Below are 18,756 nucleotides of genomic sequence, written 5' to 3'. Positions count from 1 at the left end.
TAAGCAAGTTGCATGACGGTTATCTGTGCTAGTAATTTTAAGATCATAGCAGGGTCATTTGTCCCTATTTTAACTAGATTGGAAATATGGTTTAGCCCAGACGAGAGTAGCGGTATCTAGGTCAGTTAGCCGCGTTGCAGCGCCTCAGTTTGTGGCGGCATCGTGGCAGTATAAAAGTCATCAGCTGATAGCGGCTGCCGCTGCCGCTCACCATAATAAAAATAGCTGGCTGGAGTGGCTGCTGTATAGGCGTTAACCATCTAAAATCAGAGTGACAATAAGGGTCATGGTGACGGTTTTAGTGTTTGCTAGTGTGGTTTATCCGCCTAGTTAATTGAGACGTCTTATCCTAGCTGACTAACAACCCCTTAAATAATACTAAGTTTAAGCTAATCTGCCCGAGCAAAGTGTTTGACTGTGTGTTTGTAGACATTGTGTAAATGTTGCTGTAGTGTAAATAAGAAATAATTATTTTTTTTGAGATGGTTAGGTTAGAAAATGGCGTATTTGTAAGCTATAGCTCGCCTGTTTAACGGTATTTAACCATCAGCTCAGCGTCAACGGATAATCACTGTATCCCAAGGCTAGCTAACTATATTGCAACAATTGATATTTAATGAAAGTTAATTTTTAACAGTGTCATGGATGACACTTGGCTTATTAGAGGAAACACATGGACGTTTTACAACTGCTCATTAGCGGTACAGCTAACGGCTGCATATACGGGCTGTTGGCGCTAGGTTTTGTATTAATTTACAAAGCGTCAGAAGCAGTCAACTTTGCTCAGGGCGATATGTTAATGTTTGGGGCGATGTTGGGCATCACGTTTATTAACGCCGATGAAGCCAATCTGCCCTTTTTAGTGGGGTTAACCTTAGCCGCCATTTTAATGGGGTTATTTGGTTATCTATTAGACCGTTTTGTACTAAGAGGTATTTTTGGCCAACCCCAATTTGCGATGGTTATTCTGACCATCGCTTTAGGCTTTTTAATTCGTTTTGTCGCTGGCGTGATCTGGGGACACAATCCCATTTATCTTGAAACCCCCTTCACTGGCAAAATGTTGCCATTGGGCACTATCAACGTGCCTATCATTGATGTGGTGATTATCTTTGCCACTACCTTGTTAACCGCCATGATCTATTTTTTCTTTGCGCATACTCGTCTCGGGATTGCGATGCAAGCTAGTAGTCAAAATCAGATGGCGGCCTATTATATGGGCATTTCGGTAAAGCGGGTGAATGGCATAGTCTGGGCTTTATCAGGCGTGGTTGCGGCAATCGCTGGGATATTATTTGCCGCCAAGGGAGCGGTAGAACCGTCGGTTGGGCTGTTATTCGGCATTAAGGCATTTTCGGCAGCCGTTATTGGGGGCTTAGGATCGTTGCCGGGTGCCTTAGTAGGTGGCTTGTTGATTGGCATTATCGAACCATTTGCCTCACGTTATTTACCGTCAGGTACCGGGCAACTGGCCCCGTATGTATTGATGCTAATCATATTAATTTTGCGTCCTGGCGGTATCTTTTCGCAAGTCAAACAGAAAAAAGTATAGCCACATTAATTGAGGTACGTCGCATCTGCGCTGATTGATAGAGAGAGAACATTTAGATCACATTTATATTTAGATAATGCTTATTTATATAAGTACCAAGTATATAAGTACCAAGCATTAAGGATATAGAGATCAAGGACGAGGCCGCATCATGAAAACCATATTTAAACGTAGCTACGATCAGGATATCAACCTGTTTAAAGACCGATCGCATTTGATCAAATATGCGTTATTACTACTTTTATTGTTAGCCGCCCCATGGCTATTGGCCAGTTACTATTTAAATGAGCTAAGTGCGGTCTTAATCTGGTCGGTAGCAGGGCTAGGTTTGATGCTGTTAACTGGCCATACCGGACAGGTTAGTTTGGGTCATGCGGCGTTTATGGCCATTGGTGCATTTACCAACTTAGCCTTGATGCTACGAGGTTGTAACTTTTTCTTGGCCCTAGCAGCTAGTGCCATTATCACAGGATTGATAGGGGCTATTATCTCTCGGCCGATTCTGCGCACCAGCGGCATTTACCTGTCGATCGCCACCTTGGTGTTAAGTATCATCATCGAGGATGTGGCGATCTTGGCCGAGCCGATTACAGGGGGCGTGGCGGGTCTAACAGCAGCGCCTATCTTTATCTTTGGCTATCAAGTTGACCGCTATGTTGCCCCAACGGCGTTCTATTTTTTGTGTTTGGCTATTTTAATTCTAGTGATTGTCGCTTACTTAAATATTTTACGCTCGTCGACGGGTAGGGCGTTTGTCGCCATCCGTGATAGCGAGGTATCAGCACGGGCGTTGGGTATTAATGTGACCCGTTTTAAAACGCTAGCCTTTGGATTGTCCTGTGCCATTACAGGGATGGCCGGGGCATTATACGCCCACTTTGTCCAAGCAGTTAACTATGAAAGTTTTTTAGTTTTGATATCGATTACTTTGTTATTACAGGTAGTGGTTGGGGGCTTAGGCTCGATTCACGGGGCGATCTTAGGGGCGATTGTAGTGGTATTGCTACCGCAAGTGATTGCCATCGGTGGCGACTTTATGAGTCAAAATATGGGTATCTCGATCGCCAATTATCCGGGTATCGATACCGCCTTATTTGCCTTGGTTATTGTCATTATGATTATTTATGAGCCGCGTGGATTGTATGGTATGTGGGTTAAGGTACGCACTTGGTTAGAGCTGTTTCCACTGTATCGTAAGGGTATGTTCCGTCGCTCGAAGACCTATCTGAAAACGGAGCGGATGCAATGAGCTTATTACAAGTAGAGTCGCTGTCTATCGCTTTTGGTGGCGTCAAGGCGGTCGACCAAGTCAGTTTTACAGTAGAAGAGGGCGAGGTATTTACCATTGTCGGGCCCAATGGGGCAGGCAAGTCGACTATTTTTAATCTGATCAGTCGTTTGTATGAAGCCGATTCGGGCACGATTCATTTTGATGGTCATGACCTGACCCATGCACCGGCCCATGATATTGCCAAACATGGCATTGCACGCACTTTTCAAAACATTGAACTGTTTGATCACTCGACTGTGCTACAAAACTTGCTGATTGGTCGTAGTTGCAAACGCACCACCCATTGGCTGCAAGAGTTGTTGTTTTTACCCAGTGTGCGGCAAAGCGAACGGGAACATCGCCGCAAAGTAGAGGCGGTGATTGATTTTTTAGATTTGGCCCCTTATCGAGATAAGCTGATCGCAGCCTTGCCTTACGGTATTCGTAAAGTGGTCGAAATTGCCCGAGCCTTATCGTGCGAACCAAAATTAATTTTATTAGATGAACCGGCTTCTGGCCTGAGTGTGGAGGAGACCGCCGATATGGCATGGTGGATCGAAGACATGCAAAAAGACTTAGGTCTAACAATTTTGATGGTCGAGCATGACATGAGCTTGGTGAACAGGGTATCCAATCGGGTATTGGCTGTTGCCGAGGGCAAGTCATTGGCAATGGGTACGCCAGCTGAGGTGCAATCTAACCCTGCTGTGATCGAGGCCTATCTAGGCAAGGAAGCCGTATGACGACGACACTGTTAGAACGCACAAAGAAAAACGATTCAGCTGGTTCAGCTGCGTCTAATCCCGATAATTTGCTAGAACTGCATAACTTAGAAGCATTTTATGGGCCAGTCATGGCCCTGCGGGGCGTCTCCATCGAGGTGCCTAAAGGCAAAATCGTCACAATTTTAGGCGCAAATGGGGCGGGAAAAACCACCTTAATGAAGACTATCTCTGGGGCACTAAAACCCCGCAAGGGCGAGATATGGCTACGTGGCAACCGCATTGATGGCATTGAAGCCGATAGATTAGTGCGACAGGGATTGGCACATGTACCCGAAGGCCGAGAGGTGTTTCCGTTTTTAACTATCGCTGAAAACCTCGCAATGGGGGCTTATATCCGCAAAGATAAAGCAGAGATTGCCCGTGATATCGAGATGGTTTATACCTATTTTCCAATTTTAAAAGAACGCCGTAATCAGAGTGCGGGCACCATGTCAGGCGGGCAACAACAGATGCTGGCAATTGGACGAGGATTGATGTCTCGTCCTGATCTTATGTTGCTAGACGAGCCATCACTTGGATTATCGCCCCTATTGGTACAAGAGATCTTTGCGATTATTCGCAGACTAAATATCGAGCAGGGCGTTACTATTTTACTGGTCGAACAGAATGCCCGTATAGCCTTAGGTGCTGCCGACTATGGTTATGTGCTTGAAACTGGCCGCATTGTGATGGCTGACTCGGCAGCAAACCTTATTGAATCAGAGGATATTAAAGAGTTTTATTTGGGCCAGTCTGACAAAAAAACTGAAGCGCCGATGCGTTGGAAGCGCAAAAAGACATGGCGTTAAAACCGATAAAAGACAGCCGTATATGGCAAGTTTACCCAGCCTATGGACAGGCGATAGCAAGCGACAATCAGGTCAGTAAACCAAAGGTCAAGCAACGATGAATACCAATAATGCAACAAGGCCAACACCGAAGGCGGCCACACATTTTAATCCAACAGTAGACGTGCGCCAAGATCAACCTGTCGCTAATGCCAGCCATCAGGCAGCGCCGATCTTGATCGATGGCTGTGACACCTTAGTTAAGTTGTGGCGACAAAACTGCTTGAAGTGGGATAGCAAAATTGCCCACCGTGAAAAACAGCTGGGTATCTGGCAAAGCTATAGCTGGCTAGATTATTATCAGCGAGCGCAAGATATCGCCATGGGGCTGGTAGAGCTGGGCTGTCAAGCGGGCGATACCGTATCGATCCTAAGCGAAGATAATAAAGAATGGCTATATTGTGACATGGCCATTAATGGCATTGGAGCGATTGCCAATGGCATCTATACCACAGACAGTGCCAGCCAACTGGTCTACTTACTAAGTGACAGTCAATCGCGCTTTTTAATTGTCGAAAATGATGAGCAATTGCACAAGTTTTTGTCAGTGCGCCAGCAACTGCCTCATATAGCGAAGGTCATTGTTTTTGATAAAAAAGGCCTGCGTGATTTGGTCGATGATGACATCCTATTTTTAGATGATTTGTATACGCTAGGCATGGCAGCACCAGACGCAGCCACCCGTTTTGCTGCTGCCATTGCAGCCACCCAACCTGAAGACATACGCACCCTGATCTATACCTCTGGTACCACTGGTAACCCAAAAGGGGCCATGATTACCCAGCGCAATATATTGGCCCAACTGCAAAACCTACAGCCGGTACTAGACGTCCATTCTGATGATGAACAACTGTGTTTTTTGCCCTTGTGTCATATGTTAGAACGTTTGGTGTCAGTCGATATGCCTATTCATCATGGCTGCTATGTTAATTTTGCCGAAAGTATAGAAACCGTGTTTGATAATCTATGTGAGATTTCGCCGGATACCTTTACTGCCGTACCTCGATTTTGGGAAAAGATCTATGCCAGCGTAATTAACTTGCGGGCTGATGCAGGCGGTTTTAGCCAATGGATGTTTGATCAAGCCATTATCAGTGGTCATGCCAATAACAATAGTCCCCGTCCCAGCCTGATTAACCGCCTACAGCTTAAATTTTGGGATCTGTTGGTACTGCGTAACCTGCGCAAGCTGATCGGTATGAACAATATCCGGCGGGCTTTGACTGGTGCTGCGCCTATATCGCCCGAGCTATTACAGTGGTATCAAGCGATCGGGGTCACCATTTATGAAGGCTATGGTATGACCGAAAGCGCTGGAGTGATCTCGGTCAATACGGGACAAGAGATGCGGGTGGGTAGTGTCGGAAAGCCAGTGCCCAATACCCAAGTGCGTATTGCCGATAATGGCGAAATCTTATGCCAAGCCGATAGCATATTTTTTGGTTATTTAAATCTACCCGAAAAAACCGCCGAAGATCTAAAGGATGGCTGGCTGCATACTGGTGACGTCGGCGAGTTACGTGATGGCTACCTGTATATTACAGGCCGTATTAAAGACATTATTATTACCGCTGGTGGCAAAAATATCACCCCAGCTGCCATCGAGAGCCAGCTAAAATTTTCTCCTTATATTGGTGATGCTGTAGTAATCGGCAACCAACGCAAATACCTGACTTGTTTGATCATGATTGATCAAGACAATGTCGAAAAATACGCCCAAAATCATCAAGTGAACTTTTCTGATTTTAAATCACTATGCCAAGCCCCTAAAGTGCTTAAGCTGATTGAACAGGTGGTTAACGATGTTAATAAACAGTTCGCCTCAGTCGAACAGATCAAATACTTTCGCTTAATTGATGTCTTGTTAGGAGCAGAAGACGAAGAACTGACCGCTACCATGAAACTTAAACGTAGTCTCGTCGAACAAAAGCATCACGCTTTAATCGACTCAATGTATTAATCGGCGTTTGCCATAGGAGCAACACATGAAACGGATTTTCACCCTGACCCTAGCCATGCTATTAGCAGGCTGTTCACAAAACCCGGTCGAAGGCGACCCTGCCAATACAGCGGAGGGCGATGCAGCTACGACCAGCCTACCGGTTAATGGCGTCACCGATGACGAAGTCTTAATCGGCGGCATGCTAGATTTATCCGGTCCCTTTGCGGCTTTTTCTGTCCCTGCCGTCGCAGCTGCCAACCAGTATTTTGAAACAGTCAATGCAGCGGGTGGCGTTCACGGCCGCAAGATTAGATATATTGTCGAAGACCATGCCTACCAAGTTCCCAAGGCAGTCCAAGCAGCCAACAAATTGGTCACTCGCGACAAAGTCTTTGCCATGTTACTAAACGTCGGTACTGCCCACAACATGGCGGCTTTTCCGGTGTTAGATAATAACAATGTTCCCAATGTGATTCCCTTAAGCTTGGCCATGCCAATGCAGACAGAAGGCGATTTCTCACGGCGCTTTACCATCGGCTCGACCTATTATCAAACCATGAAAGCAGGCATGAAATACATTATCGAAAAAGAAAATGTGACCAAATTGTGTACTATGTACTTTCCATCAGATTTTGGAGAAGAGACTCATCAAGCAGCCAAAGAGTTGGCCGCAGAGATCAACACACTAGAGCTGGTTGAAGTATCTACCCATCGCCCCGACGAAACCGACATGTCCGGTACCTTGGCAAAAATGCGTGAAGCCGATTGTGGATTGGTTGCCGTTGCTCTAACGGTTAGACCCAGTATTGGCGTCGTTGCCACTGCCAAATCAATGGGTTGGGATGAGGCGAAATTTATTGTTCCTATATCCAGCTTTCATTCGGCAGTATCCGGTGCGCCAGGCGGTATTACTGAAGGTCTCTATGCCGTCTCACTATGGGAAGATCTAGACATCTTAAAAGCCAATCCTAAGACAGCAGAATGGATTGCTAACTACAAAAAAGCCAATGGAGAAGAGCCAAATACAGGCGCAGCGATTGGTTATCTGGGTGCTAAAATATTAGTCGAAGGCTTAGAAGCTGCTGGCCCTACTCTTAATGCCGACTCGTTAGCCAAAGGCATCGAAACCGTTAATATCGATGATGATGTGATCAATGCCCATATCGGTATGAGCGCTGATAACCATGCTGCCGTAACGCAAGCCTATCTGTCGCAGGTTGTCGACAGTCAATGGCAAACCGTAGCAAAAATTATCGAGTAATCAATATTGAGGACCAGTTCGTCTACTTAACGGCTGATAATCCAGCACTCAATGAAATCGACTGACCATAAACCCTTGCCGTTATTAATGACAAGGGTTTATGCGTTTAAATTGTGAGCAAACTTAGGGCATCTTAACCGGCTTTACATGACAATCCTTAGCGCAGGCTTTGGTCTGGCTAAGCGGTCATGAATAGTCATAGTGAAAACAGAGGTCACTTAAGCTGATCTTTTTTAGTAACTATCTTTAGCTACTAACGTCTAGCTACTCTGCTATATAAACCTTTAGCCAGCGCCTTTATTAGCATCGCCTGACTTTGTACAAAGCCATTGTATTTGGGTAAGTCATCGTCCATGTCTTCAACACGACGATTATAAAATAGATGCATAGTAGGTTCAGGTAGCGCCGCTACATCAGGGTAGTTAGTAGTAGGCACTAAGATAAGATTGCCAGCTAATCCCATCTCTATACTGGGTTTATCGCAGCGAGTACATAGACCACGGCTAATATTCGGTGGCAGTTTCCAACGGCGAAATTTGGTTCTTATTAGGTTTAGATCACTGACATCTGACTTTAGTAAAACCGTCACATCGTTATAAGCTTGACCGGTGAACTCTTGACAGATAGTACAGTGGCAGATAAAGCGGCCAACAGGCTGATTGTTGATAGTATAAGTGTTGCTTTGACAGGCGCAAGAGCCTTCCTGTGGGGTAAATTCATTGCTCATCGGTCAGTCCTTAATAACAAAGTTTATCTACATTTATTATGCTTAAATATAGCATCATCTCAGGCGTATGATAGGCTCACGCCCCAATAATTAGAGGATGACCCACGTTTGGCGCATAGAATGTATCCTATGAAAGCCAAAGATACTAATCTAAGTTTCGATGCTACGTTACTAGATTTTCGGCTAGAAAAAAGCCAAGGTATTAGTAGAGCGTTTATAAAAAAAGGAGACCTATAGCAGGTCTCCTATTTTATAAACTGTGTAAGAAATAAAATTCTAGCAGCCCAATTTGCCTTCAGCAATAAGGGCTTTTTTGCTACGGATAGGAGCTGGGCAATCTTCACCATAATACTGACGGTCGGCAAAGTAGCTTGAACGTACCATAGGACCCGCCCAAATGTTAAAGAAGCCAATTTTTTTGCCGTAATCCATATAACGCTGGAACTCATCTGGATGTACATAGCGATCGACTGGCGCGTGGTTCTTACTAGGCTGTAAGTACTGGCCCACAGTAATCATATCAACGTTATGCGCTTTTAGATCGTCAAGTAAAGTATAAATCTCTTCTTCAGTCTCGCCTAAGCCCACCATAAAGCCACATTTAGTAGCGATATCAGGACGACGTTCTTTATAAATTTTTAGCAAGTCTAAAGAATGCTGATAATCAGAGCCGGGGCGGAAAGCTTTATAAAGACGGGGCACCGTTTCAATATTATGGTTAAACACATCTGGCGCTGTTTCTGTGAGTAGGTCTAAAGCGATATCCATACGACCACGGAAATCAGGAACTAAGATTTCAATTAAGCAATTCGGGCTAAGTGCTCTTGCCTCATTAAGTACTTCAACAAAGTGAGCAGCGCCACCATCTTTTAGATCATCACGATCAACTGAGGTGATAACCGCATACTTTAGCTTAAGACCTAAGATGGTTTCGGCAGTATGGCGTGGCTCATCAGCATCTAGCTGATTAGGGCGACCATGACCGACGTCACAGAATGGGCAGCGACGAGTACAAATGTCACCCATAATCATAAAGGTAGCCGTACCATCAGAGAAGCACTGTGCTAAGTTTGGGCAGGCAGCTTCTTCACAAACGGTAAATAGCTTTTGCTCACGCAAAGTGGCTTTAATACGAGCTACTTCGGCAGGGGATGAGAGTTTAACCCGGATCCAGTCTGGCTTTTTCTTGGCCTCGACAGTCGGGATCACTTTAATTGGGATACGCGCAACTTTATCGTAGCCACGTAATTTTTCGCCTTGGATGGCTTTCTTGGGTTTGACTCTGGCAGCAGGGACGTGCGTTTGTACGGCTAATGAGCTCATAGTTCTTCCTAACCCTTATGATCCTAAACCTTCATAATCCAAATTGTTACAGGATAAGGGTTTAATTTATTATTTGACGACAGTGATTATTCATTGATAACGAGTGTTTTGAATGACCCAATTATAGCAAAAATAACTATTTTTATCATCTTTGTATCGTGACAGAATAGAGGAAAAATAAACTGAAATACGGTTTAGATATTAGAATAAATAGCTATTAATGAGTTATAAGATTTAGTTGCGATGCGGCGCTCAGTTGTACTCATTTATGACTCTGAGATACAGACATGGAGGCGAGTGGTTACTAGGATAAAGCTAAAGAATTATTATATTGAATATAAGCGACTTGAGTGACAACCATTGAGATTAAAGTGCACTTTAGGCGTAGCGTTTAATTTAACAGAAATACTTGCAAAAAACACGGCAAAATTAACTTAATATCTATATTGGTTTTATTTATCACTATTGATAACCTAAAGTTTATTAAAAGCCATCCATAGTAGAAAATACCTCCCATTTCGTTAATAAATGTTGGCTATACCTAGCTGTTTACGCTTTGGTCATTAACATTTTGGACGTTTTAAGCTATATTAACAGCCATAAATATCCCATTTAGCGTGCCAGCGCAGGCAGTCATTCTGACTACCCACGTGCTGCGCTGATAATTAATGACGAGGATGACTATTGTGTTAGAAGCTTATCGTAAACATGTCGCAGAACGTGCCGAGTTAGGAATTGTACCTTTACCACTTAGTGAGCAACAAGTAGTAGATTTGGTTGAATTACTTAAAAACCCACCTGCAGGCGAAGGCGAGTTCTTAATGGACTTGTTAGAAAACCGTATTCCCCCTGGTGTTGATCAAGCCGCTTATGTTAAAGCTGCGTTTTTAGCCGCTATCGTAAAAGGTGAAGCTGAGTCTTCATTAGTCAGCAAGCAAAAGGCAGTACAAATCTTAGGTACTATGCAAGGGGGTTATAACGTCCAGCCCCTAGTTGCGGCTTTGGATGATAAAGAATTGGCGCAAGACGCTGCTGAAGCTTTAAAGAAAACTTTGCTAGTGTTTGACGCGTTCAATGACGTGACTGAAAAAGCAGAAGCTGGCAATGCTATTGCTAAAGAAGTGGTGCAGTCTTGGGCGGATGCTGAATGGTTCTTATCTCGTGCAGAAGTACCAAAAAAATCTACTTATACTACTTTTAAAGTTAGTGGCGAAACCAACACTGATGACTTGTCTCCGGCGCAAGATGCGTGGAGCCGTCCTGATATCCCATTACATGCTTTAGCTATGCATAAAAACTCTCGCGATGGCATTGTTGCTGACGAAGAGGGCGTTGTTGGGTCTATGAAACAGATCGAAGCGCTAAAAGAAAAAGGTCATCCACTTGCCTATGTTGGTGACGTTGTAGGTACCGGTTCTAGCCGTAAATCTGCGACCAACTCGGTACTATGGTTGATGGGCGATGATATCCCTAACGTGCCAAACAAACGTGGCGGCGGTCTAGTACTAGGTAATAATATCGCACCTATTTTCTTTAATACTATGGAAGACTCTGGCGCATTACCAATCGAAAAAGTAGCAGTTGACAATCTAAATATGGGCGATGTGTTTGACATCTATCCGTATGATGGCAAAATCACTAAGCATGATTCTGATGAAGTACTATCAACCTTTAAGCTAAACTCGCCAACTTTGCTTGACGAAGTTCGTGCCGGTGGTCGTATTCCATTAATCGTTGGTCGTGGTTTGACTAACCGTGCCCGTGAATACATGGGTTTGGGTCATTCAGACGTATTTGCTAAGCCAGAAGAGCCAACTGATACTGGCAAAGGCTTTACACTAGCGCAAAAAATGGTTGGTAAAGCTTGTGGTCTAGTAGGCGTGCGCCCTGGTATGTACTGCGAACCAAAAATTACTACTGTAGGCAGTCAAGATACTACTGGTCCGATGACCCGTGATGAGCTAAAAGACTTAGCTTGTTTAGGTTTCCAAGCCGATCTAGTATTGCAGTCTTTTTGTCATACCGCGGCTTATCCGAAGCCGGTCGATGTCGAAACTCAGCATACGCTTCCTGATTTTATCATGAACCGTGGCGGCGTCAGCTTACGTCCAGGCGATGGTATTATTCACTCATGGTTGAACCGTATGTTACTTCCAGATACCGTTGGTACTGGTGGTGACTCGCATACTCGTTTCCCAATTGGTATCTCATTCCCAGCAGGTTCTGGTTTAGTCGCCTTTGCTGCTGCGACTGGTGTTATGCCGCTTGATATGCCTGAATCGGTTCGTGTACGCTTCGTTGGCGAGCGTCAACCTGGTATCACGTTACGTGACTTAGTTCATGCCATCCCTTACCAAGCGATTAAAGAAGGTCTATTAACCGTTGATAAGAAGGGCAAAATCAACGAGTTTAACGGTCGTATTCTTGAAATTGAAGGTCTAGAAGACTTAACTGCTGAGCAAGCGTTTGAATTGTCTGATGCCTCAGCTGAGCGTAGTGCTGCTGGTTGCACCATCACTCTATCTGAAGCGTCAGTGACTGAGTATCTAACGTCGAATATCACCTTACTTCAGTGGATGATTTCAGAAGGTTATGGCGATGCACGTACTATCAGCCGCCGTATTGAGCAAATGCAAGAATGGCTTGCTAATCCAAGCCTGATGCGTGCTGATGAAGATGCAGAATACGCAATCGATATGACTATTGATATGTCTGAAATCAAAGAGCCGATACTTTGCTGCCCGAACGATCCAGATGATGCTAAGACTTTAGGTGATGTCGCTGGTGATACTATTGATGAAGTATTCATTGGGTCATGTATGACCAACATTGGTCACTTCCGCGCTGCTGGTAAATTGCTAAAAGATGTCCCAGCAGGTAGCTTGCAAACTCGTCTATGGATTGCGCCGCCAACCAAAATGGATGCGCGTCAATTGATGGAAGAAGGTTATTACAATATCTATGCGCAAGCCGGTGCTCGTACTGAGATGCCAGGTTGTTCACTATGTATGGGTAACCAAGCGCGTATCGCCCCAAACTCTACAGCGGTTTCGACTTCAACTCGTAACTTCCCGAACCGTTTAGGTCAAGGTGCTGACGTCTATCTAGCGTCTGCTGAAGTAGCGGCGGTTGCTGCGGTACTAGGTAAACTACCAACCAATGACGAATATCAGCAATATGCTGGTATGCTGAACAGCATGGGCGATGAAGTGTATAAATACATGAACTTCGACCGTATGTCAGAGTATACCGAAGAAGCTGATAAAATTAGCGTTGCTCAATTGAGCTAAGCTTTAGGTTTGAAAGTTAATGATTAAAATAAACCCCGTATCTTTATGATGCGGGGTTTTTTATTGAGTATAATGCTTGATAATACGAAAAATATATTTAAATATTGTACTATTCTACGAACTATTACATTAAAAGGAAAATATATGAGTTTAGCTCCAAAGTGTTTTATCTCATATTCTCACGATAATGATCTTCACAAAGAATGGGTGTTGAATCTTGCCACAAGATTAATGAAAAACGGCGTAGATATAATTTTAGATCAATGGGATGTAAGGTTAGGTGGCGATCTACCATTTTTTATGGAACGTGGATTAACTGAAGTAGATCGAGTGATATGTGTTTGTACAGAAACATATGTTTCTAAAGCAAATACAGGTTCTGGCGGTGTTGGCTATGAAAAAATGATTTTGACGTCAGAATTAATGAGTAATATAAATTCTGAAAAAATAATACCTCTTATAAAAAATAATGATGCATCTAAAGTTACACCAGTATTTCTTCAGTCAAAAAATTACATAGATTTTCGTAATAAAGATGATTACGAAAAAAAGTATATTGAATTGATAAAAGAAATACACGGTGAGTCTACTAAGGCTCGACCAGCACTAGGTAGTAATCCATTTGAAAATTCTGAAAGTCCAATAGCACGTATGACTAGTATAAGTGTAAGTCAATATTTAAACCCAAATTTCAGTGATAAAGTCGATTTTGATTACGAAAACAATGACGGTCGCTACATAATTGGCGCAGGTAGTATGCAATTTGAACTCTACTTTTCTAGTGCAAGCAATGGAGCAATACATATTTATAATGCTCCATCAAATATAGAGGGCGTAGCCTTGGCCTATGGCGCTAGCTCTTTTTCTGATATAACTGATGCATCAGTACTTGATTACACCTCTAGTTCGAGAACACCTAAAACAGGGGAGTTTATTACTTTAGTAAACCGAAGTGGGTTTTTTGCTGTTATTAAACTTGGTGATATAAAAGCAAGAAATCATGGAGCAGAAAGATCATCTGTATCATTTGAATATAAAATCAATCAAAATAAGAAATCAGCTTTTTAGTTAACTTTCTTTATTTCTAGCTACTTAATTAATCTTATCGCTCGTTTTATCGCTCATAAAAGTGAGCGATAAAATGATTTGGCTACCTACCCACATAAATCGGCTTACGCTTTTCCATAAATGCCGTAATGCCTTCCTTAAAGTCATCCGTTTTGGCGAGCATGGTTTGCTGATCGACTTCCATATCCAGTGCTTCATTTAGTCCCATAAAGCTGTGAGTATTAATCATATGCTTCATAGAGGCTAGCGCCTTGCCAGGCAGATTGCTTAAACGAGTTGCCAATGCTTGCACGCTTGCATCTAATTCATCGCTGCTGACCACTTGATTCACTAAGTTTAATCTTGCCATATCTTCGCTAGTCAATTTGTCGCCAAGCATCACCATTTCAGTGGTCTTAGCTACGCCAATTAATTGAGTCAATAAATAAATCCCACCAGCATCGGGTACTAGACCAATATTCACAAATGCCTGCACGAATTTGGCATTATCAGCCGCAACACGGAAGTCACAAGTCAGCGCTAAGTTCATACCTGCGCCTGCGACCGCACCTGCTAACTTGGCAATAATCGGCTTATGGATAGCGCGCAGTTTCAAACTAATTTCAGCAACTTCGCCAACCATAAAGTTAAGCTTGTCAGATAAGGCGCCACCTTCCATACCGTTCTCAAGCATCTCACCAATATGCCCACCACTTGAGAAGTTACCACCAGCGCCTTGCAATACAATCACTCGTACTTGCTCATCAGTATCGGCCTTGTTAAGGGCCTCCATCATAGCGTTCTTAAGGGTAGTACTAAAAGCATTTAAAGTCTTTGGATCATTCATAGTAATAGTGGCGATATGATCGTTAACTTGATAATCAACTGAAGGCTGCGACATGGGTTTTATCCTTATTGTAGTTTGTGGTAATAAATCATTAGATGCTCATTACTATAGCAGTTTGGATGACTTATAAAAGCAGGTTCTATGAGCGCTGAGACTATGCGTAGATGCCAAATGCATAGATACCTAGATACAGGTCTGATAAGTGGCTTCATTGCAGGCTGGGTTTTGTACACTTCAGGGTTAATGGTAAAAAGTCGTTTGTAAGCACTGAAGCTATAAGTTTGGTTATCCTAATGGCTAAGTAATAATACTATTAAATCAATGCATTATATTCTATGATAAAAACATTGAAATTTAGTTTATAGTCAGTCCACGCAAGAGTTGCTGCAGAGTCATTAGTATAAGTTTGCACGAGCCTTAGTCATATCTTCACTTTTAGACAGAAAATTTATATCAGTAGCTGGCGATTTACTAGTTGTAAATAGGATTGACTATATTAACCGATCAGCTGACATTTAAAATTAGTCAGCAAATCAATCGAACTTATTAAAGTTACTATTGCCTACAAGGAAGTGGTTATGCCTCATATTCAGCTTAATAATGCCAATATATATTATGAAGATAGCGCGCCTGACCAGCGGCATAAGCCTGTCATAATATTCGCTCACGGACTACTGTGGAGTACGCGAATGTATGACGAGCAAGTTGCCTATTTTAAAAAGAACTATCGCTGTATTGCTTTTGACTTCCGGGGGCAAGGTCAGTCGCAGATTACCAAAGACGGCTATGATATGGACTCGCTAACTGATGACGTTATTGCCTTGATGGATGCGTTGGCCATACAGAAGTGTAATTTTGTTGGTTTATCGATGGGCGGATTTGTAGGTCAGCGTATCGCTATTACTCATCCTGAGCGCTTATTATCATTAGTTCTATTAGAGACCTCGGGCGATGCTGAAGACCCTGATAATATCCCTAAATACGCTAAGTTAATGACCGCTATGCGCTGGTTAGGTATGAAGCCTGTCAGCAAAAAGATAATGCCTATCATGTTTGGTAGCACTTTTTTGACAGATAAATCACGTCGGTCGCAATATAAACAATGGCAAAAAATGCTAGAGGGCAATCATAAGATTGGCGCAACTAAAGCCACCAAAGGGGTGATTGAGCGTGCAGGTGTTTATCAGCAGCTGGGTAAGATTAACACACCAACGCTCATTATAGTCGGTGATGAAGATATGGCGACCCCTTATCCTAAAGCTGAGCGTATACATTTTGCTATAGCAGGGTCAAAGCTGGCCGTAGTGAAAGGCGCGGGGCACACGGCGACTGTAGAACAACCTCAGCAAGTGAATAATCTAATTAGCAAATTCTTGGGTAGCTGCCTTTAGTGGTAGCAGTTAGGCTATAAATTAGCTGTTAAAAAGCCGTTATCAAATTTATGATAACGGCTTTTTTACTATTTAAGGCTTATATTATAAGCTTACAGCAAGGGCTTATAGTCACTATTACCATCATTAATAGTACCAAAAACTTCAGCACGATTGACAACTTCAGTCGCCCATGCACGATGAGTTGCTGGCTCTAGCATAGTATTATTGTATTTAAATACCGCTTTGGCCTCGCTATGGAGTATGGCTTGCGCTTCATCTAACATGCTAGCAGGCACACAGTAGGCTTGTTGCACTAGAGCAATTTGACTAGGATGAATAACAGTTTTGCCGACTAATCCTAAGCCCACGTCACGAGTTAACTCTTGCATAAATAGTGTCGGCTGGTCTAAGTACTCAAAGACTGGCGCTGACAGATAAAACCCATGAGGCACAAAACAGCCGAGCAGCTGATAAGCTAAAGTACCAATTGGAGTATCATAGATGATACTGTTCTTTGGACGGCGCAAACGTAGGGCTGCAAATAAGTCGTTACCACCGATACGTAAGGCAAATACCGGCTGACTAAAGGCTTCTTTAAAACCGATGGCCAACTCTTGGTTGTGATGCGGATCAAAAAGGGCCGCGGTCTCTAGAGTCGGCATCAACAGTTGGTCGGTATCTAGATTTTGACAAGCCATACGCCAATTAGATAGGCTATACATATCGACTTTAGGTAATACAAACCCATCGAGCAATCCAATATGCCTAAAATCTGCTAATTTCTGTAGCATCATTGGGTTGCGTGGGCGCACAAATACTAAGGGTCGGGTAGGCTGCTTTGATTGCGGCTCTATCTGATCAACAGCTTGTCTTGAAGGCTCATTGATCATATCAACATGCGCCGCCCAAGTATCTAACAGCGCTTGTAAACGTATCAATGCTAACTCTATGTCGCTATGACTAACCGCATCTTCTAAACAGATAATAATACTGTTGATCGTCGAGAGTTTGTCACGCTTGATAACTTGCCAGATATCTTGTCGCGTAGCAGGCATGTAGAGACTAGCACCCAACTGGTAAGGATGATGGGTGTGCGGCTTGACCAGCGCATGCCGATCGGTAATGAGATTGGCATAAGACTGAGTATAATTATAAAGGCTGGACTCGTTTGTTGTCATATCGGGCATAATTAACGTCGTAAATAGTGATAAAGAAGTGAATGTAATTAACAGATATTGACCATAGCAATACTATAAATAGCAGGTTTAAAATAGTGATTTAAACTACTAATTATCTGCGGTTGTATTACGTTGCTTGATTAAGGTAATAGCCTGATAAGGAAGTATTTTAACACCTAATACCTCAATATTAATATCTCGCTGAGCACATAAATGTCTTAATAATAAGGTATCAGGATGGTCGGCTGTCGCTAGCAAAACACACTCAGGATCACGGCGCAATATCGCTCTTGTTGCCTCGGCAATAGTCGGTTTAATACGATTGCGATTGCTAATGTCATATTTTATTGCCAGCTCATCAATTAACGCTGCGGTCTGATAGCGTGGCTGTCCAAAGGTAGCTAAAGCCACTGGTAATACCGTCAGCTGTTGTCTTGCCATGTCAATATGATCAATGAAAGCTAGACTATGATCAACTTCTACTAAGTTATCATAAAATATACTGCGATGTAGCCCGTATTGTGGCTCAGTATATAAGCTACGTGATATAAGCCCTGACACAGTACTGTTTAACAGTCCGGAGGGAATTAACCAGTCATCGGTACTGGCTGCTAGCCAAGCCACACCAGCAGGATCAGCCAGAGTCAATAGCGGCACAACACTTAGACCTTGATGAAAAAAGTTAGCAAAATTCATATCAGTAGGATGATTAAATGACGCAAGGCTACTCGCTAGCTCTTGATAGATAGCCCCTTTACCCGTCCAGCCATCGACAAATACTATAGGACTATTCGGATAAGCCTCCAGCAGCATTTTTAGGGCTACAGGATCAAGGCCACGATCACGAATGATGCTGATACCATAATGCACGCTAGGCAGATTGTAAGCACTATTCGTGTCGGCTAGAGCACGTTGTAATAATACCCCTACTGGCAAGCCGGCACGCACTAAGCTGATTAAGACTAACGGGTTTTTATTAGTGATGCTTTGATAAAAAATATCATGTAAAGAATAGGCTAAGTTAGCGATATCAGTAGCAGTGCGCTGGGTGCCTTGCGTCAATGCTTGAGCGTATAGCTGCTCGTGCATCGCAGTTGGAGCGCTCTCCAAAGTTAACATATCTGAGTAATGGCGTTGACCGTTTTGAATTAAGGCTTCTTTTTGGCTGACTGGCACATTGGCAATGGCTTCTTTATTGACGATATCTAACAGGACAATGACATCGCTGGCAAGATAACTCCCTGAGCCATAACGAGCTAACTGAGCTATTTTTGTAGCTTGATCCACTGGAGAGATAGCAAGGTTATCTTTATTCATTATGATGGCCACGCCTG

At 43.3% G+C, this 18,756-nt stretch carries 15 protein-coding genes; 9 read left to right on the top strand and 6 right to left on the bottom strand.

What is annotated here, in order from left to right:
- Positions 1-125: 125 nt before the first annotated feature.
- Entirely contained in the window at positions 126-260 is a 135-nt protein-coding gene (locus tag KZA12_RS14835; protein ID WP_256932832.1) for a hypothetical protein, read from the bottom strand.
- A 413-nt stretch (positions 261-673) separates the two neighbouring features.
- Between KZA12_RS14835 and KZA12_RS05250 the strand changes: the two genes are divergently transcribed.
- The 6 genes from KZA12_RS05250 to KZA12_RS05225 all read left to right on the top strand — a co-directional run bounded on the left by KZA12_RS05250 (position 674) and on the right by KZA12_RS05225 (position 7,637).
- The gene (locus tag KZA12_RS05250) at positions 674-1,552 is read left to right on the top strand and encodes a branched-chain amino acid ABC transporter permease (protein ID WP_201622760.1); all 879 of its coding nucleotides are present in this window, start codon (positions 674-676) and stop codon (positions 1,550-1,552) included.
- Between the two features lie 151 nt (positions 1,553-1,703).
- Positions 1,704-2,801, top strand: coding sequence for a branched-chain amino acid ABC transporter permease (locus tag KZA12_RS05245; protein WP_201622759.1), 1,098 nt, complete (start codon positions 1,704-1,706; stop codon positions 2,799-2,801).
- Entirely contained in the window at positions 2,798-3,565 is a 768-nt protein-coding gene (locus KZA12_RS05240; RefSeq protein WP_201622758.1) for an ABC transporter ATP-binding protein, read from the top strand. The genes KZA12_RS05245 and KZA12_RS05240 overlap by 4 nt, the downstream gene beginning before the upstream one ends.
- Positions 3,566-3,633: 68 nt before the next feature.
- On the top strand, positions 3,634-4,395 hold the full coding sequence (locus KZA12_RS05235) for an ABC transporter ATP-binding protein (RefSeq protein ID WP_373416587.1): 762 nt from the start codon (positions 3,634-3,636) through the stop codon (positions 4,393-4,395).
- Between the two features lie 97 nt (positions 4,396-4,492).
- Positions 4,493-6,394 (top strand): long-chain fatty acid--CoA ligase, encoded by a 1,902-nt coding sequence (locus KZA12_RS05230; RefSeq protein WP_218689477.1) that lies wholly within the window; start codon positions 4,493-4,495, stop codon positions 6,392-6,394.
- A 25-nt stretch (positions 6,395-6,419) separates the two neighbouring features.
- Positions 6,420-7,637, top strand: a complete 1,218-nt coding sequence (locus KZA12_RS05225; protein ID WP_218689476.1) for an ABC transporter substrate-binding protein — start codon at positions 6,420-6,422, stop codon at positions 7,635-7,637.
- A gap of 253 nt (positions 7,638-7,890) precedes the next feature.
- Here KZA12_RS05225 and KZA12_RS05220 read toward each other — a convergent pair whose 3' ends face one another.
- Together KZA12_RS05220 and lipA are read right to left on the bottom strand one after the other, a co-directional pair.
- Positions 7,891-8,364 carry a GFA family protein gene (locus tag KZA12_RS05220; RefSeq protein WP_218689475.1) on the bottom strand — a complete coding sequence of 158 codons (474 nt, stop codon included), beginning with the start codon at positions 8,362-8,364 and terminating at the stop codon, positions 7,891-7,893.
- A 276-nt stretch (positions 8,365-8,640) separates the two neighbouring features.
- Positions 8,641-9,687 carry a lipoyl synthase gene (gene lipA, locus KZA12_RS05215; protein WP_201622753.1) on the bottom strand — a complete coding sequence of 349 codons (1,047 nt, stop codon included), beginning with the start codon at positions 9,685-9,687 and terminating at the stop codon, positions 8,641-8,643.
- A 686-nt stretch (positions 9,688-10,373) separates the two neighbouring features.
- On the opposite strand from lipA, the gene acnB reads away from it, so the two are divergent.
- Both acnB and KZA12_RS05205 read left to right on the top strand, forming a co-directional pair.
- Positions 10,374-12,977 (top strand): bifunctional aconitate hydratase 2/2-methylisocitrate dehydratase, encoded by a 2,604-nt coding sequence (gene acnB, locus KZA12_RS05210; protein WP_218689589.1) that lies wholly within the window; start codon positions 10,374-10,376, stop codon positions 12,975-12,977.
- 144 nt (positions 12,978-13,121) lie between these two features.
- Positions 13,122-14,045, top strand: coding sequence for a toll/interleukin-1 receptor domain-containing protein (locus KZA12_RS05205; RefSeq protein WP_218689474.1), 924 nt, complete (start codon positions 13,122-13,124; stop codon positions 14,043-14,045).
- An 82-nt stretch (positions 14,046-14,127) separates the two neighbouring features.
- Here the strand turns inward: KZA12_RS05205 and KZA12_RS05200 are convergent, their stop codons facing one another.
- Positions 14,128-14,925: an enoyl-CoA hydratase/isomerase family protein gene (locus KZA12_RS05200; protein WP_218689473.1), complete on the bottom strand. Its 798-nt coding sequence runs from the start codon at positions 14,923-14,925 to the stop codon at positions 14,128-14,130.
- A gap of 524 nt (positions 14,926-15,449) precedes the next feature.
- Between KZA12_RS05200 and KZA12_RS05195 the strand changes: the two genes are divergently transcribed.
- The gene (locus KZA12_RS05195; protein ID WP_201622747.1) at positions 15,450-16,262 is read left to right on the top strand and encodes an alpha/beta fold hydrolase; all 813 of its coding nucleotides are present in this window, start codon (positions 15,450-15,452) and stop codon (positions 16,260-16,262) included.
- Between the two features lie 92 nt (positions 16,263-16,354).
- On the opposite strand, the gene KZA12_RS05190 is transcribed toward KZA12_RS05195, so the two are convergent.
- Positions 16,355-17,431: an HpcH/HpaI aldolase/citrate lyase family protein gene (locus tag KZA12_RS05190; RefSeq protein WP_227677198.1), complete on the bottom strand. Its 1,077-nt coding sequence runs from the start codon at positions 17,429-17,431 to the stop codon at positions 16,355-16,357.
- Between the two features lie 99 nt (positions 17,432-17,530).
- Entirely contained in the window at positions 17,531-18,739 is a 1,209-nt protein-coding gene (locus tag KZA12_RS05185; protein WP_218689472.1) for a cysteine protease StiP domain-containing protein, read from the bottom strand.
- Positions 18,740-18,756 lie beyond the last annotated feature (17 nt).

It is taken from the genome of Psychrobacter sp. BF1, assembly GCF_019279065.1.
GTDB lineage: Bacteria > Pseudomonadota > Gammaproteobacteria > Pseudomonadales > Moraxellaceae > Psychrobacter > Psychrobacter urativorans.
This window is presented reverse-complemented; position numbering and strand designations above follow the sequence as displayed.